General features: G+C 61.1%; 24 protein-coding genes. 10 read left to right on the forward strand and 14 right to left on the reverse strand.

Annotated elements, in window-relative coordinates:
* Positions 1-80: 80 nt before the first annotated feature.
* Genes rsmD through CFE47_RS06555 form a run of 3 tightly spaced genes read right to left on the reverse strand, consistent with a single transcriptional unit; the run spans position 81 to position 3536 of the window.
* Positions 81-698 (reverse strand): 16S rRNA (guanine(966)-N(2))-methyltransferase RsmD, encoded by a 618-nt coding sequence (gene rsmD, locus CFE47_RS06545; protein ID WP_286836010.1) that lies wholly within the window; start codon positions 696-698, stop codon positions 81-83.
* Positions 698-2188: a M16 family metallopeptidase gene (locus tag CFE47_RS06550; RefSeq protein WP_286836011.1), complete on the reverse strand. Its 1491-nt coding sequence runs from the start codon at positions 2186-2188 to the stop codon at positions 698-700. Before CFE47_RS06550 ends, rsmD begins: the two co-directional genes overlap by 1 nt.
* The gene (locus tag CFE47_RS06555) at positions 2181-3536 is read right to left on the reverse strand and encodes a M16 family metallopeptidase (RefSeq protein ID WP_286836012.1); all 1356 of its coding nucleotides are present in this window, start codon (positions 3534-3536) and stop codon (positions 2181-2183) included. Before CFE47_RS06555 ends, CFE47_RS06550 begins: the two co-directional genes overlap by 8 nt.
* Before the next feature lie 233 nt (positions 3537-3769).
* Between CFE47_RS06555 and ftsY the strand changes: the two genes are divergently transcribed.
* The 4 genes from ftsY (at position 3770) to rpoH (ending at position 7802) form a co-directional block, all read left to right on the forward strand.
* Complete coding sequence (gene ftsY / locus CFE47_RS06560; RefSeq protein ID WP_286836013.1) at positions 3770-5131, forward strand: signal recognition particle-docking protein FtsY; 1362 nt, start codon at positions 3770-3772, stop codon at positions 5129-5131.
* Positions 5128-5799, forward strand: a complete 672-nt coding sequence (ftsE, locus tag CFE47_RS06565; protein ID WP_017737950.1) for a cell division ATP-binding protein FtsE — start codon at positions 5128-5130, stop codon at positions 5797-5799. The genes ftsY and ftsE overlap by 4 nt, the downstream gene beginning before the upstream one ends.
* Positions 5796-6821 (forward strand): permease-like cell division protein FtsX, encoded by a 1026-nt coding sequence (gene ftsX, locus CFE47_RS06570; RefSeq protein ID WP_185709712.1) that lies wholly within the window; start codon positions 5796-5798, stop codon positions 6819-6821. Before ftsE ends, ftsX begins: the two co-directional genes overlap by 4 nt.
* Before the next feature lie 126 nt (positions 6822-6947).
* Positions 6948-7802: an RNA polymerase sigma factor RpoH gene (gene rpoH, locus CFE47_RS06575; RefSeq protein ID WP_003176698.1), complete on the forward strand. Its 855-nt coding sequence runs from the start codon at positions 6948-6950 to the stop codon at positions 7800-7802.
* A 191-nt stretch (positions 7803-7993) separates the two neighbouring features.
* On the opposite strand, the gene mtgA is transcribed toward rpoH, so the two are convergent.
* Positions 7994-8716 carry a monofunctional biosynthetic peptidoglycan transglycosylase gene (gene mtgA, locus CFE47_RS06580; RefSeq protein WP_286836014.1) on the reverse strand — a complete coding sequence of 241 codons (723 nt, stop codon included), beginning with the start codon at positions 8714-8716 and terminating at the stop codon, positions 7994-7996.
* 74 nt (positions 8717-8790) lie between these two features.
* On the opposite strand from mtgA, the gene CFE47_RS06585 reads away from it, so the two are divergent.
* The 4 genes from CFE47_RS06585 (at position 8791) to trmB (ending at position 11028) form a co-directional block, all read left to right on the forward strand.
* Entirely contained in the window at positions 8791-9168 is a 378-nt protein-coding gene (locus CFE47_RS06585) for a DUF423 domain-containing protein (protein ID WP_286836015.1), read from the forward strand.
* A 71-nt stretch (positions 9169-9239) separates the two neighbouring features.
* Positions 9240-9440: a sulfur carrier protein ThiS gene (gene thiS / locus CFE47_RS06590; RefSeq protein WP_286836016.1), complete on the forward strand. Its 201-nt coding sequence runs from the start codon at positions 9240-9242 to the stop codon at positions 9438-9440.
* 58 nt (positions 9441-9498) lie between these two features.
* Entirely contained in the window at positions 9499-10293 is a 795-nt protein-coding gene (locus tag CFE47_RS06595; RefSeq protein WP_017530960.1) for a thiazole synthase, read from the forward strand.
* A gap of 9 nt (positions 10294-10302) precedes the next feature.
* Positions 10303-11028: a tRNA (guanosine(46)-N7)-methyltransferase TrmB gene (gene trmB, locus CFE47_RS06600; protein ID WP_286836017.1), complete on the forward strand. Its 726-nt coding sequence runs from the start codon at positions 10303-10305 to the stop codon at positions 11026-11028.
* A gap of 128 nt (positions 11029-11156) precedes the next feature.
* Here trmB and CFE47_RS06605 read toward each other — a convergent pair whose 3' ends face one another.
* The 9 genes from CFE47_RS06605 to CFE47_RS06645 all read right to left on the reverse strand — a co-directional run bounded on the left by CFE47_RS06605 (position 11157) and on the right by CFE47_RS06645 (position 17748).
* On the reverse strand, positions 11157-11480 hold the full coding sequence (locus CFE47_RS06605) for a DUF3392 domain-containing protein (RefSeq protein ID WP_016972961.1): 324 nt from the start codon (positions 11478-11480) through the stop codon (positions 11157-11159).
* An 18-nt stretch (positions 11481-11498) separates the two neighbouring features.
* Complete coding sequence (gene hemW, locus CFE47_RS06610) at positions 11499-12701, reverse strand: radical SAM family heme chaperone HemW (RefSeq protein WP_286836018.1); 1203 nt, start codon at positions 12699-12701, stop codon at positions 11499-11501.
* A complete protein-coding gene (gene rdgB / locus CFE47_RS06615; protein WP_105697147.1) occupies positions 12698-13294 on the reverse strand; it encodes an RdgB/HAM1 family non-canonical purine NTP pyrophosphatase in 597 nt (198 codons plus the stop codon). The genes hemW and rdgB overlap by 4 nt, the downstream gene beginning before the upstream one ends.
* Positions 13291-13725, reverse strand: coding sequence for a DUF4426 domain-containing protein (locus CFE47_RS06620; RefSeq protein ID WP_159960660.1), 435 nt, complete (start codon positions 13723-13725; stop codon positions 13291-13293). The genes rdgB and CFE47_RS06620 overlap by 4 nt, the downstream gene beginning before the upstream one ends.
* A 21-nt stretch (positions 13726-13746) precedes the next feature.
* Entirely contained in the window at positions 13747-14367 is a 621-nt protein-coding gene (metW, locus tag CFE47_RS06625; RefSeq protein WP_105521094.1) for a methionine biosynthesis protein MetW, read from the reverse strand.
* Between the two features lie 7 nt (positions 14368-14374).
* Positions 14375-15514: a homoserine O-succinyltransferase MetX gene (gene metX, locus CFE47_RS06630; protein WP_286836019.1), complete on the reverse strand. Its 1140-nt coding sequence runs from the start codon at positions 15512-15514 to the stop codon at positions 14375-14377.
* A 95-nt stretch (positions 15515-15609) separates the two neighbouring features.
* Complete coding sequence (locus tag CFE47_RS06635; RefSeq protein WP_185709128.1) at positions 15610-16200, reverse strand: YggT family protein; 591 nt, start codon at positions 16198-16200, stop codon at positions 15610-15612.
* A 9-nt stretch (positions 16201-16209) separates the two neighbouring features.
* On the reverse strand, positions 16210-17028 hold the full coding sequence (gene proC / locus CFE47_RS06640) for a pyrroline-5-carboxylate reductase (RefSeq protein ID WP_185709129.1): 819 nt from the start codon (positions 17026-17028) through the stop codon (positions 16210-16212).
* A gap of 33 nt (positions 17029-17061) precedes the next feature.
* Positions 17062-17748, reverse strand: coding sequence for a YggS family pyridoxal phosphate-dependent enzyme (locus CFE47_RS06645; protein WP_286836020.1), 687 nt, complete (start codon positions 17746-17748; stop codon positions 17062-17064).
* 57 nt (positions 17749-17805) lie between these two features.
* Between CFE47_RS06645 and CFE47_RS06650 the strand changes: the two genes are divergently transcribed.
* Positions 17806-18840 carry a type IV pilus twitching motility protein PilT gene (locus CFE47_RS06650; RefSeq protein WP_286836021.1) on the forward strand — a complete coding sequence of 345 codons (1035 nt, stop codon included), beginning with the start codon at positions 17806-17808 and terminating at the stop codon, positions 18838-18840.
* 145 nt (positions 18841-18985) lie between these two features.
* On the opposite strand, the gene CFE47_RS06655 is transcribed toward CFE47_RS06650, so the two are convergent.
* Positions 18986-19624 carry a C40 family peptidase gene (locus CFE47_RS06655; RefSeq protein WP_286836022.1) on the reverse strand — a complete coding sequence of 213 codons (639 nt, stop codon included), beginning with the start codon at positions 19622-19624 and terminating at the stop codon, positions 18986-18988.
* Between the two features lie 250 nt (positions 19625-19874).
* Between CFE47_RS06655 and CFE47_RS06660 the strand changes: the two genes are divergently transcribed.
* A complete protein-coding gene (locus CFE47_RS06660) occupies positions 19875-20303 on the forward strand; it encodes an NINE protein (protein ID WP_286836023.1) in 429 nt (142 codons plus the stop codon).
* Positions 20304-20346 lie beyond the last annotated feature (43 nt).

Genomic DNA, 20346 nt, shown 5'->3' on the forward strand with positions numbered 1-20346 from the left:
CCTGGTTTTGGGGCCGCTTCGCAGCCCAGCGCGGGGCAAGCCCGCTCACCACAAAAGGTGTCCACCACAGGTTAGGTCGGCTAGGCGGCGCTTTCGACCAACCGCTGCCACAACGCGTAATACACCCGCCCGGACTTCTGCTCCCGGTGCAAGCGCCAGCCAGCCGGCAAGCCGAGTGTGGACGGTGCGGTCTCGCTTTCAGTGTAGATCCACGAATCCGGCGCCAGCCATTGGCGCTCTTCTAGCAGGGCGCACACGGTCGGCAGCAGGTTCTGGTTGAACGGTGGGTCGAGGAATACCACGTCGAATTCGCTGGCCGGCTGGGTTTCCAGGTAGCGCAAGGCGTCAGCGGTCTGGACCTGGCCAGTGGTGCAGCGCAGCGTGCCCAAGTGTTCCTTGAGGCTTGAAACCGCCACATTGCTGGCGTCCAACGCCTGGCCCAAGGCGGCGCCACGGGACAGTGCCTCCAGGAACAAGGCGCCGCTGCCCGCGAACGGGTCCAGCACCTTGGCGCCCGCGATATACGGCGCGAGCCAGTTGAACAGGGTTTCACGCACACGGTCCGGCGTCGGGCGCAGGCCCACCACGTCGGGGAAGCTCAGCTTGCGGCTGCGCCATTCGCCGCCAATGATGCGAAGTTGGCCCACACCGTTATGCACGTTGTGGACAGGTTTTTTTGGGCGAGATGAACTGGCCATTAATGCTCCGGAACCCCGAGCGGCTGCTCGGCAGGTTTATCAGTGGGGGGCGGTAGTGGCTTTTGCGCAATCGTCGGGCCGGCGGTCACGATGACCATTTTGTCGGCGCTCAAGTGTTTGTTCATTGCAGCCTTGACCTGCTCTACGGTCAGGGCCTGGGATTGTTTCATGAAATCCTCAAGATAGCTCAGCGGCAGGTTGTAGAAACCCATTGCCCCCAGCTGTCCGACGATATCGGCGTTGCTGGCGGTAGACAGTGGGAAGCTGCCTGCCAGCTCACGCTTGGCGTCATCCAGTTCCTTTTGAGTCGGGCCGGTCTTGAGGTAGTCGGCCAGCACGTCCTCCACCAGGCGCAGGGTGCCGCCGCTCATTTCGGCGCGGGTCTGCAGGTTGATCATGAACGGGCCACGTACCTGCATCGGTGAGAAACCGGAGTACACGCCGTAGGTCAGGCCGCGCTTCTCACGCACCTCGCTCATCAAGCGGGTGCCGAAACCACCGCCGCCGAGGATCTGGTTACCCAGCGACAACGCTGCGTAGTCCGGGTCGGCACGGTCGATGCCCAGTTGCGCGAACAGCAAGTGCGTCTGCTTGGACGGGAACTCGATATGGCTCAAGCCGGCCTTGGGTTCGGTCGGTTGGGCGATCTTCGCCAAGGCGGGTCCTTTGGGCAGCGAGGCCGACACCTTGGCCGTCATGGCCTCGGCTTCGGCGCGGGTGAGGTCGCCTACCACGGCAATCACTGCGTTACCCGCGGCGTAAGCCTTGGCGTGGAACGCCTGCAACTGTGCCAGGGTAATCTTCGGAACGCTCTGGGGCGTGCCTTCGCTCGGGTGAGCGTAAGGGTGGTCGCCATACAGGCGCTTGAACAGCTCAAGGCTGGCCAGCTTGGCCGGGTTCTGCTTCTGGTATTCGAAACCGGCGAGGATCTGGTTCTTGATCCGGGCCAGCGAGTCGGCCGGGAAGGTCGGCTTGCCGATCACCTGGTCAAACAGCGTCAGGGCCGCGTCGCGTTTATCACTCTCGCTCAAGCTGCGCAGGGATACCAGCGCCATGTCGCGGTAGGCGCCATTGCCAAAGTCCGCGCCCAGGCCTTCGAAGTCGCGGGCGATCTGGCTCACATCCTTGCCCGGCACGCCTTCGTTGAGCATGGCGTTGGTCATCAGCGCCAGGCCCGGTACGTCGCCGTCCTGGCTGCTGCCGGCGGCGAACAGGATGCGCATGTCGAACATCGGCAGCTCGTGGGCTTCGACGAACAGTACCTTGGCGCCTTCGGCGGTGGTCCAGGTTTGCACGTCGAGCTTGCGGTTGGTCGGCGCCTTGCCGTCCAGCTCCGCCAGCGACTGCAGCTTGTTGGCCGATTGAGCTTTTTCCAGCGCCGGGCTGGCCACTGATTCGCTCGGGCGCAGGAAATACACGGCGCTCGCCGCGATCAAGGTGACAACGATCAGGCCGGGGAAGATCAGGCGGCTGCTTTTGCGATCACTCATGAGCGGTCTCCTGAGGCAGAACATGGGCGACGCTGAGACGTTCGCGGGTGAAATAGGTGCGCGCGGCTTTCTGGATATCTTCCGGGGTCACGCTTTGCAGGTCGGCAAGCTCCGTGTCCATCAGTTTCCATGACAGGCCAACGGTTTCCAGCGAGCCGATGGCCGTGGCCTGGCTGGTGATGGAGTCACGCTGGTAGACCACGCCGGCAATGACCTGGGCACGGATGCGTTCCAGCTCTGCGGCGGTCGGTGGCTTGGCTTTCAGTTCATCCAGCAGGCGCCACAGGCCGGCTTCGGCTTGGGCGATGGTCTTTTTCTTCTGCTGGTTCGGCGTGGCCGAAAGGGTGAACAGGCTGTCGCCACGGGTATAGGCGTCGTAGCTGGTGGAGGCGGCGGAGACCAACTCTTCACCGCGCTCCAGTTGCTCGGAGATGCGCGCACTGTAGCCGCCGTCCAACAGGGCCGAGATCAGGCGCAGGGCCTGGACCGAGCGCTTGTCTTCGGCAGTGGCCAGGCCGGGTACGTTGAAACCGAGTATCACGCTGGGCAGCTGGGTCTGCACTTTCATGGTCAGCAGGCGTTCGCCAGGCTCGGCCAGTTCCATCGGGATCTTGGCGGGCGGCACGTCACGCTTGGGAATCGGGCCGAAATACCGCTGGGCCAGGGTTTTGACTTCATCTGGAGTGACATCGCCGACCACCACCAGCGTGGCGTTGTTCGGCACATACCAGGATTGGTACCAGTGGCGCAGCTCTTCGACTTTCATGCGGTCCAGGTCGGCCATCCAGCCGATGGTCGGCGTGTGGTAGCCGCTGGCGGGGTAGGCCATGGCCTTGAAGCGCTCGTAGGCCTTGGACATCGGATTGTCGTCAGTGCGCAGACGGCGCTCTTCCTTGATCACCTCGATTTCACGGCTGAACTCGTCGGCGGGCAGGCGCAGGCTGGCCATGCGGTCGGCTTCCAGTTCGAAGGCCACGCCCAGGCGGTCACGGGCCAGCACTTGGTAGTAGGCGGTGTAATCGTCGCTGGTGAAGGCGTTTTCTTCGGCGCCCAGGTCGCGCAGGATCAGCGAGGCTTCGCCTGGGCCGACCTTGGCGCTGCCCTTGAACATCATGTGTTCCAGTGCGTGAGACAAACCGGTCTGGCCCGGGGTTTCGTAGCTCGAACCGACCTTGTACCAGACCTGGGAAACCACCACCGGCGCGCGATGGTCTTCGCGCACGACCACCTTCAGGCCGTTATCCAGGGTGAATTCATGGGTGGGTTGTGGATCGGCAGCCAAGGCTGAAAGAGGCAGACAAACTGTGCTGAACAGCAGGCCTGCGGCGTGGCGGGCTAGAGCATTCATTCGTTTTTAAACCTGTTGGGCTGCCCGCTTGGTCTTAGCGTCTGCGGGCGAGGAGGTGCTAGGATACTGATCCGACTTAGTGACGGCCACTGCGGCTGTCCTGTTAAGGCCCAATTTAGGCCTTACAAAATGTTGCGCATGAACGAGCTGGCTAAAAAACAGTCTGTTACGCATCGAATTTTATTTACCGACGCGCCCCCCTGGCGCGTCGCTACCTTGAGATAGCCGTCTCCATGTTTGGTTCCAACGACGACAAGAAGACGCCAGCCACGGCTGGCGAGAAAAAAGGCCTGTTCGGATGGCTGCGCAAAAAGCCGCAGGAAACCGTCGACGAACAACCACAGGTTCAGCCTGAGCCGACCCCAGCCCCTATAGTAGAAGCCGAACCGGTTGCTGAAGCCCCAGCGCCCGTGGTGTTGCCGATGGCTGAGCCGGTGTTGCAGCCAGTCGTAGAGGCTGTACCCGAGCCAGAACCAGAGCCGGAGCACAAACCGTGGCTGGAACTGCCGGTGGCCGAAGAGCCCGTGGCATTGGTCGAAGACGTGCAGGCTGAGCACATCACGCCGCCGATTCCCGCCGTGGTTGAGCCGGCGCCGGTCGTTGCCGAAGCACCTTTGCCTGCGGTAATCGAGCCTGCGCCAGTGGCTGCAGCTGTCGAAGCGAGCAAGACCGGCTTCTTCGCCCGCCTAAAGCAAGGCCTGAGCAAGACCAGCGCCAGCATCGGCGAAGGCATGGCCAGCCTGTTCCTCGGCAAAAAAGTCATCGATGACGAGTTGCTGGAAGACATCGAAACCCGTCTGCTCACCGCCGACGTGGGCGTCGAAGCCACCGCTGTGATCATCCAGAGCCTGACCCAGAAGGTCGCGCGCAAGCAGCTGACCGACGCCGACGCCCTCTACAAATCCCTGCAGGCCGAGCTGGCCGCCATGCTCAAGCCCGTGGAAGCACCGCTGGTGATCACCCCGAACAAGCCGTTCGTGATCCTGGTGGTCGGCGTCAACGGTGCCGGCAAGACCACCACCATCGGCAAGCTGGCCAAGAAGCTGCAGTCCGAAGGCAAGAAGGTCATGCTGGCCGCTGGCGATACCTTCCGTGCCGCAGCGGTTGAGCAACTGCAAGTCTGGGGCGAGCGCAACAAAATCCCGGTTATCGCCCAGCACACCGGCGCCGACTCGGCCTCGGTGATCTTCGACGCCGTGCAAGCTGCCAAGGCTCGTAACATCGACGTATTGATCGCCGATACCGCCGGTCGCCTGCACACCAAAGACAATTTGATGGAAGAGCTGAAGAAAGTGCGCCGCGTGATCGGCAAGCTCGACGCAGACGCCCCGCACGAAGTGCTGCTGGTGCTCGACGCCGGTACCGGCCAGAACGCCATCAGCCAGGCCAAACAATTCAACCAGACGGTACAACTGACTGGCCTGGCATTGACTAAGCTCGACGGCACGGCCAAGGGCGGCGTGATCTTCGCTTTGGCCAAACAGTTCGGGTTGCCGATTCGTTATATCGGTGTCGGTGAAGGCATCGACGACCTGCGCACCTTTGAGGCAGAACCCTTTGTACAGGCGCTGTTTGCCGAGCGGGAGCGTTCATGATTCGATTCGAACAGGTCGGTAAACGCTATGCCAACGGGCATGTGGGCTTGCATGAGCTGAGCTTTCGAGTACGCCGGGGCGAGTTCTTGTTTGTAACGGGCCACTCCGGTGCTGGCAAAAGTACCTTGTTGCGCCTGCTGCTGGCCATGGAACGCCCAACCACTGGCAAACTGCTGCTGGCGGGCCAAGACCTGGCCACCATCAGCAATGCGCAAATCCCGTACCTGCGCCGCCAGATCGGCGTGGTGTTCCAGAATCACCAGTTGTTGTTCGATCGCACGGTGTTCAACAACATTGCCCTGCCACTGCAGATTCTCGGGCTGTCCAAGGCCGAGATCGTCAAACGCGTGGATTCGGCCCTCGAGCGCGTGGCGCTGTCGGATAAAACCGATCTTTACCCCGGCGACCTGTCCACCGGCCAGCAACAGCGCGTGGGTATCGCCCGCGCCATCGTCCACCGCCCGGCCCTGCTGCTGGCGGACGAACCCACCGGTAACCTTGACCCGCGTTTGGCGGCCGAGATCATGGGGGTGTTCGAAGACATCAACCGTCTGGGTACCAGCGTATTGATCGCCAGTCACGACCTGGCGCTGATCGCCCGCATGCGCCACCGCATGCTGACCCTGCAACGCGGCCGTCTGATCGGTGACGGGGAGGCCGGCGTATGAGTGCAACACGCAGCCCTAAAGTTTCCGAGCGCGTGGCGCCGAAAGCCGCCGATCCGCAACCGCAGAAGAAAAAGCACGACCATGATGATGACGGCCCGGACTTCGGCACGCTGCTGCGCGCCTGGATCGAAAGCCATCGCGCCAGCCTGCTGGACAGCCTGCGCCGCCTGGGCAAGCAGCCTATCGGCAGCTTCTTCACCTGCCTGGTGATGGCCGTGGCCCTGAGCCTGCCGATGGGTTTGTCGCTGCTGCTCAATAACGTAGAGCGCCTGGGCGGCTCCTGGCAGCGCGCGGCGCAGATTTCCCTGTACCTGAACATCGACGCCAGCGCCAAGGACGGTGAGTCCCTGCGTGACGACATCAAGAACCTGCCGGGCGTGGCCGATGCCGAGTACATCAGCCGCGACCAGGCCCTTGAGGAGTTCCAGCAACAATCCGGCCTGGGTGAGGCGCTCAAGGAGCTGCCGCAGAACCCGCTGCCGGGCGTGGTGCTGGTGACCCCGAACGAAGTCGACAAGCCCGCCCTGGAAGCCCTGCGACAAAAACTCGCAGAGATGCCCAAGGTGCAACAGGCTCAGCTTGATCTAGTCTGGGTGGAGCGCCTGGCGGCGATCCTCAAGCTGGGTGACCGCTTTGTGTTCGGTCTGACGGTGCTGTTGGTGTCTGCATTACTTTTGGTGATAGGTAATACCATTCGTCTTCATATTGAAAACCGTCGCACCGAGATAGAAGTGATTAAACTGGTCGGCGGCACGGACAGCTATGTGCGTCGTCCTTTTCTGTACATGGGCGCGCTTTATGGCTTTGGCGCAGGGATTTTGTCCTGGGGCGTGCTGGCGTTTGGCCTTGACTGGCTGAACGATGCGGTAATCGGGCTGGCCGGTTTGTACGGCAGTGATTTTGCCTTGGCCGGCGTGCCCGTAGCCGATGGTCTGAGCCTCTTGCTTGGCGCTGTATTGTTGGGGTATATCGGTGCTTGGATTGCGGTCGCTCGTCATTTGCGTGAGTTGGCACCGAAGTAGTTAATGTCAGATTAATGTGGTTTCGTTTGTATTGACCGTATTGGTGGTTTAGGGAACCTTTCCTACGGTTCCCGGTCAATTTTCGCAGTGCTTCACTGCACGAGTTATGTAAGTCGGAGGTTTCGTATGACCACTTCTTTGCAACCTGCTTATGCTCTGGTCCCAGGTGCGAACCTGGAGGCGTATGTGCACACGGTCAACAGCATTCCATTGCTGACGCCCGAGCAGGAGCGTGAACTGGCCGAGAGTCTCTACTATGAGCAGGATTTGGGGGCGGCTCGGCAGATGGTGCTCGCCCACCTGCGTTTTGTTGTACATATCGCCCGTAGCTATAGCGGCTACGGCCTGGCGCAGGCTGACCTGATCCAGGAAGGCAACGTTGGCCTGATGAAGGCTGTGAAGCGCTTCAACCCTGAAATGGGTGTGCGTTTGGTGTCGTTTGCCGTGCACTGGATCAAGGCGGAGATTCACGAGTTCATCCTGCGCAACTGGCGCATTGTGAAAGTCGCGACCACCAAGGCCCAGCGCAAACTGTTCTTCAACCTGCGCAGCCAGAAGAAACGCCTGGCGTGGCTGAACAACGAGGAAGTCCACCGTGTGGCCGAAAGCCTCGGCGTGGAGCCGCGTGAAGTGCGCGAGATGGAAAGCCGCCTGACCGGCCATGACATGGCCTTCGACCCAGCCGCCGAAGCGGATGACGACAGCGCCTTCCAATCGCCGGCCAACTACCTGGAAGACCACCGGTACGACCCGGCGCGTCAACTGGAAGATGCCGACTGGAGCGACAACTCCAATCACAACCTGCACGAAGCGCTGGAAGTGCTTGACGACCGCAGCCGTGACATCCTCTACCAGCGCTGGCTGGCGGAAGAGAAAGCGACGCTGCACGACCTGGCGCAGAAGTACAACGTGTCGGCCGAGCGGATTCGTCAGCTTGAGAAGAGCGCGATGAACAAGCTGAAGCTGTCGATCGCTGCCTAAACGCTGCGATAAACCAAAAAAATGCCCCGATCGAGATCGGGGCATTTTTGTATGCGCTCAGAAGGTCTCAAACCCAGCGCGGTTCAATGTGGGAGCTGGCTTGCCTGCGATGAGGCCCTGTCAGTCAGCCTCTTCGCAAGCTGACACACCGCTATCGCAGGCAAGCCAGCTCCCACAGGTACGATGTTGTGTCAGTCGGACCAAGGGGCCTTGCGAGTGTTGTTGAGTTCGACCAGGTAGCCATCCCCACCCAATTGACTCATCTGCTGCCGAATCCACGCCGCCCGCCGTGCCACATACGCCGTCGGATGGCTGGCACTCCACACTCGCGGGTTTGGCAGCACCGCCGCCAGATAACTGGCCTGCTGGCGAGAAAGCGCCTTTGCACTCACGCCAAAGTGATGCCGCGCCGCCGCTTCTGCGCCAAACACCCCTTCATCCCATTCCACGCTATTGAGGTACACCTCAAGAATCCGCTGCTTGGGCCACAATATCTCGATCAGCCCGGTAAACCAGGCTTCCAGCCCTTTGCGCAAATAGCTGCGGCCAGCCCACAGGAACAGATTTTTCGACACCTGTTGGCTCAAGGTACTGGCGCCGCGAATGGATCCGCCGCGCTCGTTGTGCAGGATCGCCGCCTGGATTGCGCCGAAATCAAAACCCCAGTGCTGCGGGAAGCGTTGGTCTTCACCGGCCATCACCGCCACTTTGAGGTCATCGGAGATCTCGTCCCAAGGCACCCAGGTGCGTTGCAGGTCAATCGGTTCGCCGTCGACCCAGGATTCGACCTTGCGCTCCACCATCAGCGCGGTACCCGGCGGCGGGACGACACGGAACAGCAGCACCAGCAGCACACTGGCGATGGCAAACCATTTCACGACGTTGAGAAAGCGTTTGAAGAGGAGACGCAGCATAGAGATGGCTTGGCCGAACCCGTTGAGCGGGCCATTATACAGACCCTGCCCATTGCGTCTGACTGGAGTTCCTCATGCTGCGTGGCTTTCTGATGTTGGCTGCCTTTTTTGGCTTCACCGGTGTCGCCCTCGGCGCTTTTGCCGCCCATGGCCTGAAAAACCGTCTGAGCGCCGAGTACCTGGCGATCTTCCACACCGGCGTGACCTATCAACTGGTGCACACTTTGGCGTTGTTCGGCGTGGCGTTGCTGGCTGCGCATATTCCTGGCCGGTTGGTCAGTTGGGCGGGCATCTCGTTTGCCGTCGGTATCCTGTTGTTCTCCGGCAGCCTGTATGTGTTGACGCTGACAGGTTTCAGCAAGCTGGGCATCATCACGCCGTTTGGTGGGCTGGCGTTCCTGCTGGGGTGGTTCTTCCTTGGCCTGGCGGCGTGGCGCCTGCAGACTGCCTGACCAAGGGGCTTGGGCCGGCAACGTCAATCGGGCTAGAATGCGGGCCCCTAAAAACGATGGCGGCCCGTGGCATGCGCATTCAGTTGAACGGCGAATCCTTTGAACTGCCCGACGGTGAAACCGTTGCGGCCCTGCTGACCCGTCTGGACCTGACCGGGCGTCGTGTCGCAGTGGAACTCAACCTGGATATCGTCCCGCGTAGCCTGCACGCCGAGACCGCGCTCACCGAAGGTGACAGCGTCGAAGTGGTCCACGCCATCGGCGGCGGTTAGTCCCGCTTTTTCAAGAGCCCCGGATTCTGCAGAACCTCACCCATTTCGAGGATTTCCCATGAGCATCGTTCGTAGCGACAAGCCCTTCGTCCTGGCCGGTCGTACCTACCAGTCCCGTCTGTTGGTCGGCACCGGCAAGTACCGCGACATGGAAGAAACCCGCCTGGCCATCGAAGCCTCTGGCGCCGAGATCGTCACCTTCGCCGTGCGCCGCACCAACCTGGGCCAGATCGAAGGCGAGCCGAACCTGCTCGAAGTGCTGTCGCCGGATCGCTACACCTTCTTGCCGAACACTGCCGGTTGCTACGACGCCATCGAAGCCGTGCGCACCTGCCGCCTGGCCCGTGAGCTGCTCGACGGCCACAACCTGGTGAAGCTGGAAGTGCTGGCCGACCAGAAAACCCTGTTCCCCAACGTGATCGAAACCCTCAAGGCCGCCGAGACACTGGTCAAGGAAGGTTTCGACGTGATGGTCTACACCAGCGATGACCCGATCATCGCCCGCCAACTGGCCGAAATCGGCTGCATCGCCGTGATGCCACTGGCCGGCCTGATCGGTTCCGGCCTGGGTATCTGCAATCCGTACAACCTGCAGATCATCCTCGAAGAAGCCAAGATCCCGGTGCTGGTGGATGCGGGCGTGGGCACGGCCTCCGACGCGACCATCGCCATGGAACTGGGCTGCGATGCGGTGCTGATGAACTCGGCCATCGCTCACGCCCAGCAACCGATCATGATGGCCCAAGCCATGAACCACGCCATCGTCGCGGGCCGCCTGGCCTACCTCGCCGGGCGCATGCCGAAAAAACTCTACGCCAGCGCCTCCTCGCCGCTGGATGGTCTGATCAAGTAAGAGCCATTGATGACTGAATCAAACGAAACGCCGAACACCCTGGAAGAGGGCGACGAGTCCAAGCACCGCCGCATCAAGAGTTTTGTGATGCGCGCCGGTCGCATGACCGAAGGCCAGCAGAAGGGCCTGGAGCAAGGTACGCCGCTGTTCGTATTGCCCCTGGCCGATGCGCCGGTGGACTATGACCAGGTGTTTGGCCGTTCGGCCCCACGCTCCCTGGAAATCGGTTTTGGCATGGGTCACTCCTTGCTGGAAATGGCGGCGGCCTCGCCGGAGCAGGATTTCATCGGTGTGGAAGTTCACCGCCCAGGTGTCGGCGCGCTGCTCAATGGCGTGCTGACCCAAGGCCTGACCAACCTGCGGGTGTATGACTGCGACGCGATCGAAGTGCTCAACCGCTGCATCGCCGACAACAGCCTCGACCGCCTGATGCTGTTCTTCCCCGACCCATGGCACAAAGCCCGTCACCACAAGCGCCGCATCGTCCAGGCTTCCTTCGCGGAACTGGTGCGCAGCAAGCTGAAAGTGGGCGGCATCCTGCACATGGCCACCGACTGGGAACCGTATGCGGAATATATGCTGGAAGTGATGAACGTGGCCCCTGGCTACCGCAACATTGCTGAAGACGGCAAATGCGTGCCGCGCCCGGCTGAGCGGCCGATCACCAAGTTCGAACGTCGCGGTGAGCGGTTAGGGCATGGGGTTTGGGATTTGAAGTTCGAGAAAGTCGACTGAGTAGAACACGGTCAAAAATGTGGGAGCTGGCTTGCCTGCGATAGCATCACCTGGGTATCACTGATACACCGAGGTGTCTGCATCGCAGGCAAGCCAGCTCCCACAGTTGTTTTGTGTTGGGTTTGGGGTCAGCGGCGGTCGGCGACTACGCCAATCAACACCAGCACCACCACCAACACCGGCGCCAGGCTGTAGTTATTGAACTGGCTCAACCCCCGCACAATCCACGGCGTGGCATAGATCAGCGCCGCGCCGCTGCCGATCATGCACACCAACGCCATCAGCGGTACGCGCAACGCCCCGGCGATGCTGCCCAGGCGTGCTTCGACCCAGCCCTTGATGTCGGCGCCAAACAGCACCAGCAAACAACCGACAAGGGCCAGGGAGATTTCCGACAGGTTGCTACGGCTCCAGCGGGATACGGTGGCGAGCAGGTCGAGTACCAAATCCATTCGATTTCCTTAGAGCGATCAGCTCAAAAACTTCTGCAACAGGTCATTGAGAAAGAGTTGCCCGCGGTCGGTCGCCGCCAGGCGTGACGGTTCGACCTGCATTAAGCCACTTTGTTCGGCATCCTTACGGCCTTCATCCAGGCTCGCCAGGTCCAGTCCGGTACGCTCGGCGTAGAGCTTGGCGTCGACACCGTCGGTGAGGCGCAAGGCATTCATCAGGAACTCGAACGGCAGCTCCTCGTTGGTCAGTTCCTTCGCACCGGCCTGAAAGCTTTTGGCCGGGTTGAGGTAGTCCTTGGGCGCACGGGTTTTCCAAGTGCGCACGATGCGCCCGTCCGGGTGGCTGAGCTTGCCGTGGGCGCCGGCGCCGATACCGATGAAGTCGCCAAAGCTCCAGTAATTCAGGTTATGCCGTGCCGGGCGACCGGGTTGGGCATAAGCCGACACTTCGTATTGCGCGTACCCGTGCTCGGCGAGCAGCGCCTGGCCGGCCTCCTGGATATCCCATAGGGTGTCGTCTTCCGGCAGCGCGGGAGGCTGGTTCCAGAACACCGTGTTGGGTTCCAGGGTGAGCTGATACCAGGACAAGTGCGTCGGCTTGAGGGCGATGGCCTGGCGCAGGTCGCCCAAGGCGTCATCCAGAGACTGGTTGGGCAAACCATGCATCAGGTCCAGATTGAAGTTATCAAACCCGGCCTGGCGCGCCATGCCGGCGGCGCGCACGGCTTCATCGCCGTTATGGATGCGCCCCAAGGCTTCAAGTTTCTCCTGCTGGAAACTCTGGATGCCGATGGACAGCCGATTGATCCCCAGCTTGCGGTACGCCACGAACTTCTCTTGTTCGAAGGTGCCGGGGTTGGCTTCCAGGGTGATCTCGATATCACTGGCAAACGCAACGCGTGCTTCCACGCCTTTGAGCAAACGGCCCAGTGCGGTGGCGCTGAACAGGCTCGGTGTGCCACCGCCAAAGAAGATCGAACTCAGCTCGCGGCCGTAAACGGCATGCAGGTCCTGGTCGAGGTCTGCCAGCAGGGCGTCCACGTACTCTTCTTCCGGCAGCACTTTACTCGCGGTGTGGGAGTTGAAGTCGCAATAAGGGCATTTGCGCACGCACCACGGAATGTGGATATACAGCGCCAGGGGCGGCAGCAGGGGCAGCGCCGCCCGTGGAGTTTGCGCGCCGCCGTGGATCAGCGGTTGCGCAGAGGTGTTCTGGGTCATTTCAGGCTCAGGCGTTGGCGCAGCAAATCCATTGCGCGGGCGCGGTGGCTGATCTGGTTCTTGTCGGCCGGGCTCAGTTCGGCGCTGGAGACATTGCGCTCTGGCACCCAGAACAGCGGGTCATAACCAAAGCCGTGCTCACCGCTGGCTGCGTGCAGGATGCGCCCGTGCCACAGGCCTTCGCACAGGATCGGCAGCGGGTCGTCGGCATGGCGCACCAAGGCCAGCACGCAGACGAACTGCGCACCACGCTCGGCGTCCGGCACGTCCTTGAGAGCGTCCAGCAGCTTGGCATTGTTGGCCGCGTCGCCCTTGCCATCGGCATAACGCGCCGAATAGATGCCAGGGGCGCCGCCGAGGAAGTCCACCGCCAGCCCGGAGTCATCCGCCAGCGCTGGCAGGCCCGAGATACGCGCAGCATTGCGTGCCTTGAGAATCGCGTTTTCGACGAATGACAGGCCGGTCTCTTCCGGCTCCACCTGGCTGAACTCGCCGATGGAGCGCAGTTGCACGGATTCACCGAGCATGGCCTGCAGTTCTTTGAGTTTGCCGGCGTTGTGGCTGGCCAGTACGAGTTGGGTAAGGTTCATCATTCGGCCGGGAACAGTTCTTGGACAAAACTGAAACCGTGGGCCTTGCCGCCGGTTTCAACATTAATGGTGAAGGTCTTGAACTCCTGCTGCGGCACGGAGTAAGGCGCGAGGTAGTTGGTCACGCCTTTTTCGGTGATCTGCTTGAAGGTCAGCACCTCACTCTTGCCGAGCGAGTCCTTGATGGTGCCGGTCACTTGCGCCACCACGGGCGTCACGCCCTTGAACACGGACACGTTGATCAAGCCCTTGTTCTTGCTGCGTACCACACCCACGGCCTGGGCGGTTTCCGGTTGCAGGAAGCTGGAGGTGAAGGTGTTGTAGCGCACCGTGATATCGCCGAATTCCTTCGTGCGATTAGGGTCGATAACGTCGGCGGCCATGGCGTTGGCGCCAAGCAGTGCAGTCAATAGAAAAACAGCCAAACGACTCATGAGCGTCCCTCTTGAAAATGATTAGACGGCAATCTTGTGGTCGGTCAGGCCAGGACTGCTGACCCGGTAAATACCGATTTCGCCCAACAGGTTGGGCCATAGCTTACTCGCCCAGCCGTGGCGATGCTGTTGGTCGACGGCCAAGCGGTTGATCACTTTGGCTTCACGCTCGCCACACAGCGCTTCGAAGTCTTCGAAGGTACAGAAGTGGATGTTCGGCGTGTTGTACCAGGTGTACGGCAAAAAGTCCGACACCGGCATGCGGCCCTTGGTGGCCAGATACCAGCGGCAGCGCCAGTGCCCGAAGTTGGGGAATGTGATGATGCATTGGCGGCCGACGCGCAGCATTTCGTCGAGAATGCGATCCGGGTAGTGCACGGCCTGCAGGGCCTGGGTCATCACCACGATGTCGAAGCTATTGCTGGCAAAGTTGCCCAGGCCCTTGTCCAGGTCCTGCTCGATCACGTTGATGCCCTTGGCCACGCACTGGGCGATATTGTCCGGGTCGTTTTCCAGGCCATAGCCGGTGACTTGCTTGTTGTCTCGCAGCCAGCTCAGCAGTTCGCCATCGCCGCAGCCCAGGTCGAGCACGCGGCTGCCGGCGGGGATCCATTCTTGGATGATGTCCAGGTCGGCTCTCATGGCGTTCTCACACAGTAATTCGGTTCATGTAATTGCCGAACGCCTGCAAATAGCGCGGGATCGGGATCAGGAAGGCGTCGTGGCCTTGCGGAGCGTCGATCTCCAGGTAGCAGACGTCTTTGCGTGCAGCCATCAGTGCATCCACCAGTTCACGGGAACGGGCTGGCGAGAAGCGCCAGTCGGTGGTGAACGACATCACGCAGAACTTGGCCGTGGCGTCTTCGAAGGTTTTTGCCAGGTCGTCATTGTGATTGGCCGCCGGGTCGAAGTAGTCCAGGGCCTTGGTCATTAGCAGATAGGTGTTGGCGTCGAAACGGCCCGAGAACTCCTCACCTTGATAACGCAGGTAGCTTTCGACTTGGAATTCGACGCTGTGGAAATCGTAGTTGAGCTTCTCGCTCTTGAGGCCACGGCCAAATTTTTCGCCCATGGAGTCATCGGACAGGTAGGTGATATGCCCGACCATCCGCGCCAGCATCAGGCCGCGCTTGGGGATCACGCCGGCTTCCTGGAACGAACCGCCATGGAACTCGGGGTCGGTGAGGATCGCCTGGCGCGCCACTTCGTTGAAGGCGATGTTCTGCGCCGACAGCTTGGGGGCCGAAGCGATGGCCAGGCAATGACGCACCCGATCCGGGTAAGTGATGGTCCATTGCAGCGCCTGCATGCCGCCCAGGCTGCCGCCGATCACGGCGGCCCACTGCTTGATGCCCAGCAGGTCGGCGAGACGCGCCTGGCTGTGCACCCAGTCTTCCACGGTGAGCACCGGGAAGTCGGCGCCGAACGGCTTGCCGGTTTCCGGGTTGAGGCTGCTGGGGCCGGTGGAGCCGTTGCAGCCGCCGAGGTTGTTCAGGCTGACCACAAAGAATTTATTGGTGTCGATGGGCTTGCCAGGGCCGATGCAACTGTCCCACCAGCCGGGCTTGCGGTCGTCGGCAGAGTGGAAGCCTGCAGCGTGATGATGGCCGGACAAGGCGTGGCAGATCAGCACGGCATTGCTCGCCGTGGCGTTCAGTTGGCCGTAGGTTTCGTAGATCAGGTCATAGGCAGGCAGCGAACGGCCACAGGCCAGGGCCAGCGGTTCGCTGAAGTGCGCCACTTGGGGCACGACCAGTCCAACAGAATCGGGGGGAAAGGCAGCTGGCATCGACCCTGCTCTCGTTTAAATGAGGCGTAAGTCTAAAGACCGCTGCACCTAGCGGCAAGCAAAGGCGAGGGAGGGGCCTCCCTCGCCTTGGATCGTCAGATCAGCAGGCGCAGGATTTCCGGCATCCCGGTCATGGCGGCCAGGTTGTTGATCACCAGCATGTCCAGCAACTTGAGCACCATGAACGCCAGGATCGGCGAAATATCCAGGCCACCCAGGTTCGGCAACAGGCGGCGGAACGGCGCCAGGGCCGGTTCGCAGATCTGGTTCACCAGCTCGGCGCCAGGGTTATGGCTGCCCGGTGCGACCCAGGACAGGATCACGCTGATGATCAGGGCGAAGAAGAAGATCTTCAGGAACAGCGCGGTCACGCCAATGATCGCCCAGATCAGCAACTGTACGAAGTTGCCGGTGGTGCCGTAGGTCAGCAGCAGGGTCAGCGCCATCAACGCCAACTGCACCAGGATCGCCAGCACCAGCGACGACATGTCCAGGCCGAACAGGCTCGGGATGATTCGGCGCAGCGGCTTGAGCAGCGGCTGGGTGGCCTTGACGATGAACTGGCAGAGCGGGTTGTAGAAGTTCGCGCGCACCAGTTGCAGGACAAAACGCAACAGCACAATCAGCAGGTACAGGCTGCCGAGGGTTTGCAGAACGTAGACGGCTGCGGTATTCAAACCAATCATGTTGGCTCCTTATTTGCCCAGTTGTTCGGCCATTTCGGCCGAGCGGTGCGCAGCGGCACCCAATGCTTTTTCTACCAGGGCTTCAAAGCCCCCGGCCTGGAACGACTCGATGGCCGCCTGTGTGGTGCCGCCTGGCGACGTCACGCGACGGCGCAACTCGGCTGCGTCCACATCACTGGACACTGCCATGTGCGCGGCGCCCAAGGCAGTCTGCTCGGCCAGTTGCTTGGAGACTTCAGCCGGCAGGCCCAGTTTCACGCCAGCGGCGGTCATGGCCTCGATCAGCAGGAAGAAGTACGCCGGGCCGCTGCCGGACACGGCGGTGACCGCATCCAGTTGCTGCTCCTGTTCCAGCCACAGGGCAATGCCCACGGCGGACAGCAGCTCCTGGGCCTGATCACGTTGCGCGGCGCTGACGGCGGAAGTGGCGTACAGGCCACTCACGCCCTGGCGCAGCAGCGACGGAGTGTTGGGCATGCAGCGCACGATGGGTTGCGCGCCGAGCCACTGGGTCATGCTGGCGCAGGTGATGCCGGCGGCGATGGACACCACCAGTTGGTGCGGCTGCAGGCTAGGGCGCAGGCTTTCGCACACGGCTTTCATGGCCTGTGGCTTCACCGCCAGGACGATCACGTCGACGCCCTGGATGGCCTCGGCGTTGTCGGCAAAGGTTTCAATGCCGTGCTCTGCGCTGACGCGGGCACGGGTGTCGGCTCCCGGATCGCTGGCGCGGATCTGCGCGGCGTCCAGGCCCTTGGCCCGCAGGCCACCGATCAGGCTGGCCGCCATGTTGCCGGCGCCTATGAAGGCAATACGCGTGTTGCTCATGACAGGTCCTTACTCAGATGGAAGTCAGCCATTTCATGGCTGGCCGTAGTCGCGGGCGCCAAACAGGGCGGTACCAATCCGCACCCAGGTGGCGCCTTGGGCAATGGCCGACTCAAGGTCGTGGCTCATGCCCATGGAAAGTGTGTCCAGCGGCAGGTTCAAACTGGCTTGCAGCTCGCGAACCGTGGCGAACGCCGCATCTTGCGCGGCGCGATCTTCGGTCGGCTCGGGGATTGCCATAAGGCCACGCAGCTTCAAGCGCGGCAATGCGTTGATGGCGTTGGCCAGGGCCGGCAGGTCGGCGGGCGTACAGCCGGACTTGCTGGCTTCGCCACTCACATTGACCTGGATGCAGATGTTCAGCGGGGCCAGGTCGGCCGGGCGTTGTTCGGACAGGCGTTGTGCAATTTTGAGGCGGTCCACGGAATGCACCCAAGCGAAGTTCTCGGCGATAGCGCGCGTCTTGTTCGATTGAATGGGGCCGATGAAGTGCCAACTCAAGGGCAGGTCAGATAATTGCGCCTGTTTGCCCAAGGCTTCCTGCAGGTAGTTTTCGCCGAAGTCGTGCATCCCGGCAGCATAGGCTTCGCGCACGGCTTGTGCGGGTTTGGTCTTGCTCACGGCCAGCAGGTGGATGCTGTTTGCGTCGCGTTGCACGGCGTCGGCCGCGGCGCGGATGCGCTGGCTAACCAGGCCGATGTTGTCTGCTATCGTCGACATTCAAGATGCGCCCGTGGATATGGAGTCCGCGGCATTCTACTGGAAATGGAAAGCCCTATGGATATCACTGAACTGCTGACGGCCAGCGTGCGCCGTGGCGCCTCCGACCTGCATCTGTCCGCCGGCCTGGCGCCGATGCTGCGAGTGGATGGCGAGGTCTGGCCGCTGGATTGGCCGGTACTGTCAGCACCTGAGGTGGCAGATCTGCTCAGCCCTTTGCTGAACAAATACCAACAAAAGGACTTCGAAACATCTCTTGAAACAGACTTTGCCTTCGAACTGCCCGGTGTCGCGCGGTTCCGGGCCAACGTGTTTCAGCAGGATCGGGGCATGGGCGCGGTGTTTCGCACCATTCCCAGCCAGGTGCAGAGCCTGGAAGACCTGGGGCTGGGCGAGGTGTTCCAACGTATCGCCCAACTACCGCGGGGGCTGGTGCTGGTGACCGGGCCCACCGGCTCGGGCAAGTCCACCACCTTGGCGGCGATGATCGACTACCTCAATAGGCATCGCCGCCAGCACATCCTCACCCTCGAAGACCCCATCGAGTTCATCCACACGCCAAAGAACGCGCTGATCAACCAGCGTCAGGTGCATCGCGACACCCATAGTTTTTCGGCCGCTTTGCGTTCGGCGCTGCGGGAAGACCCGGATGTGATCCTGGTGGGCGAGTTGCGTGACCTCGAAACCATCCGCCTGGCCCTGACAGCGGCTGAGACCGGTCACCTGGTATTCGGCACGCTGCACACCACCTCGGCGGCAAAGACCGTAGACAGGCTGGTGGACGTGTTTCCTGCGGGGGAAAAAGCCATGGTCCGCTCGATGTTGTCGGAATCGTTGCAGGCCGTGGTGTCCCAGGTGCTGGTCAAGAAGCTCGGCGGCGGGCGCGTGGCGGCGCATGAAATCATGCTGGGCACCCCGGCGATTCGGAACCTGATCCGCGAGGACAAGGTGGCGCAGATGGTCTCGGCGATCCAGACGGGTGGGGCGCTGGGGATGAAGACGTTGGATATGAGCTTGAAGGGGTTGGTGTGCGAGGGGGTGGTGAGCCGGGAAGAGGCGCGAGGGCAGGCGAGGGTGCCTGCTGAGATCTAACAAACACTGACATCAATGTGGGAGCTGGCTTGCCTGAGATAGGGGATTGCCAGGCAGCATCTCTGCAAGCTGACATGCCGCCATCGCAGGCAAGCCAGCTCCCACATTGGACTGCATTCCAAATAGGGAGCCAGTGATTACACGATCAGCGTTGAACGACCCGCAGGTTGTTCTGCTCTTTAGGCAGCACGCGCTTGGCAATGACGTAGTTCTTGTCCCAGAACGGCTTCTTCAGCGTGTCGATGCTCACCGACTTGCCACGACGCGGTGCGTGGATAAAGCGGTCGTTGCCCAGGTAGATGGCAACGTGATTGACCTGGCGGCTCTTGAGTTTGAAGAACAAAAGGTCGCCCGGCTTCAAGTCCTTGCGGTCAACTTTCAACCCGTGGCCGGCAGCCATGGCATTGGAAGTGCGGGGCAAATCCACTGCTTTGACGTCATTAAACGCATATTTCACCAAGCCGCTGCAGTCGAACCCTTTACTTGGGCTGCTGCCGCCCCAACGATAAGGAGTACCGAGCACGTTGACGGCGCGGCTGAGGACGTTGCTGCTTTGCTTGGTGTTGACGCCGACCAGGCCGGTAACTGCTTTGCCGTTGTGGGCCTTGCTCAGTTGAGTCGGGCGATTGACGGTCAGCTTGGTCGCCTTGGCAGTACTTGGCGTGCTGTGGACTTTAGGGGTGAAACCGTTGACGTTCGGAAGTCGTTGCTCACGATTGGTGGCGTGGGCGGCCAGTGGCATTAATAGGCAGATGGTTAGCCATGTCTTGAAAAATGGTCGCATTAGGCGTGGCTCTTATGGGTTTGCGCGCAACTTTATAACAGCTTTTTGTGTCGTTCTCAGGCCGTTTGTCGACTGAACCTTGACGTCAAAATCAGGAAAAACGCGACGATTCGCCGCAATTGTCCTACACAAGTCAGGTGGGATAAGGCTTTGAGGGGTGGGAAGATACCATTAGCCGTACGTCGGGCGCCCGTAAAAAAGTCACAAAGAAAATGAAAAAATTTATCTATCGAGGCAAAAGAGGTACGCGATGAACACCTATCGACAGGATTATTCCCAGCAAGACACCCATAGCAAAGTGATCGGTTACCTGCTCTGGATTTTCGGTTTTACCGGGGCGCATCGCTTCTATTACGGCAAGCCCGTCACCGGCACGATCTGGTTTTTCACCTTTGGTCTGCTGGGCATCGGCTGGCTGATCGACCTGTTCCTGATCCCGGCCATGGACCGTGAAGCCGACCTGCGTTTTACCGCCGGGCCCATCGAATACAACGTGGCCTGGATTCTGTTGGCGTTCCTGGGGGTGTTTGGTGTGCACCGCATGTACCAGGGCAAATGGATCACCGGCCTGATCTACCTGCTGACCGGCGGCTTGTTTCTGGTAGGGGTGCTGTATGACTTCTGGACGTTGAATACGCAGATTTCAATCCGCAACGCCGAGCGCAATATCGGGCGTTGAATCTCTAGAGACCTATACAAAACCAAATGTGGGAGCGGGCTTG

Origin of the sequence: Pseudomonas sp. PGPPP1 (assembly GCF_002255865.1) — a bacterium.
GTDB lineage: Bacteria > Pseudomonadota > Gammaproteobacteria > Pseudomonadales > Pseudomonadaceae > Aquipseudomonas > Aquipseudomonas cremoris.

What these genes read in the sequence shown, in the direction of transcription:
- rsmD (WP_286836010.1), bottom strand. Translation starts at nt 698, where the DNA reads ATGGCCAGTTCATCTCGCCCAAAAAAACCTGTCCACAACGTGCATAAC.
- CFE47_RS06550 (WP_286836011.1), bottom strand. Translation starts at nt 2,188, where the DNA reads ATGAGTGATCGCAAAAGCAGCCGCCTGATCTTCCCCGGCCTGATCGTT.
- CFE47_RS06555 (WP_286836012.1), bottom strand. Translation starts at nt 3,536, where the DNA reads ATGAATGCTCTAGCCCGCCACGCCGCAGGCCTGCTGTTCAGCACAGTT.
- ftsY (WP_286836013.1), top strand. Translation starts at nt 3,770, where the DNA reads ATGTTTGGTTCCAACGACGACAAGAAGACGCCAGCCACGGCTGGCGAG.
- ftsE (WP_017737950.1), top strand. Translation starts at nt 5,128, where the DNA reads ATGATTCGATTCGAACAGGTCGGTAAACGCTATGCCAACGGGCATGTG.
- ftsX (WP_185709712.1), top strand. Translation starts at nt 5,796, where the DNA reads ATGAGTGCAACACGCAGCCCTAAAGTTTCCGAGCGCGTGGCGCCGAAA.
- rpoH (WP_003176698.1), top strand. Translation starts at nt 6,948, where the DNA reads ATGACCACTTCTTTGCAACCTGCTTATGCTCTGGTCCCAGGTGCGAAC.
- mtgA (WP_286836014.1), bottom strand. Translation starts at nt 8,716, where the DNA reads ATGCTGCGTCTCCTCTTCAAACGCTTTCTCAACGTCGTGAAATGGTTT.
- CFE47_RS06585 (WP_286836015.1), top strand. Translation starts at nt 8,791, where the DNA reads ATGCTGCGTGGCTTTCTGATGTTGGCTGCCTTTTTTGGCTTCACCGGT.
- thiS (WP_286836016.1), top strand. Translation starts at nt 9,240, where the DNA reads ATGCGCATTCAGTTGAACGGCGAATCCTTTGAACTGCCCGACGGTGAA.
- CFE47_RS06595 (WP_017530960.1), top strand. Translation starts at nt 9,499, where the DNA reads ATGAGCATCGTTCGTAGCGACAAGCCCTTCGTCCTGGCCGGTCGTACC.
- trmB (WP_286836017.1), top strand. Translation starts at nt 10,303, where the DNA reads ATGACTGAATCAAACGAAACGCCGAACACCCTGGAAGAGGGCGACGAG.
- CFE47_RS06605 (WP_016972961.1), bottom strand. Translation starts at nt 11,480, where the DNA reads ATGGATTTGGTACTCGACCTGCTCGCCACCGTATCCCGCTGGAGCCGT.
- hemW (WP_286836018.1), bottom strand. Translation starts at nt 12,701, where the DNA reads ATGACCCAGAACACCTCTGCGCAACCGCTGATCCACGGCGGCGCGCAA.
- rdgB (WP_105697147.1), bottom strand. Translation starts at nt 13,294, where the DNA reads ATGATGAACCTTACCCAACTCGTACTGGCCAGCCACAACGCCGGCAAA.
- CFE47_RS06620 (WP_159960660.1), bottom strand. Translation starts at nt 13,725, where the DNA reads ATGAGTCGTTTGGCTGTTTTTCTATTGACTGCACTGCTTGGCGCCAAC.
- metW (WP_105521094.1), bottom strand. Translation starts at nt 14,367, where the DNA reads ATGAGAGCCGACCTGGACATCATCCAAGAATGGATCCCCGCCGGCAGC.
- metX (WP_286836019.1), bottom strand. Translation starts at nt 15,514, where the DNA reads ATGCCAGCTGCCTTTCCCCCCGATTCTGTTGGACTGGTCGTGCCCCAA.
- CFE47_RS06635 (WP_185709128.1), bottom strand. Translation starts at nt 16,200, where the DNA reads ATGATTGGTTTGAATACCGCAGCCGTCTACGTTCTGCAAACCCTCGGC.
- proC (WP_185709129.1), bottom strand. Translation starts at nt 17,028, where the DNA reads ATGAGCAACACGCGTATTGCCTTCATAGGCGCCGGCAACATGGCGGCC.
- CFE47_RS06645 (WP_286836020.1), bottom strand. Translation starts at nt 17,748, where the DNA reads ATGTCGACGATAGCAGACAACATCGGCCTGGTTAGCCAGCGCATCCGC.
- CFE47_RS06650 (WP_286836021.1), top strand. Translation starts at nt 17,806, where the DNA reads ATGGATATCACTGAACTGCTGACGGCCAGCGTGCGCCGTGGCGCCTCC.
- CFE47_RS06655 (WP_286836022.1), bottom strand. Translation starts at nt 19,624, where the DNA reads ATGCGACCATTTTTCAAGACATGGCTAACCATCTGCCTATTAATGCCA.
- CFE47_RS06660 (WP_286836023.1), top strand. Translation starts at nt 19,875, where the DNA reads ATGAACACCTATCGACAGGATTATTCCCAGCAAGACACCCATAGCAAA.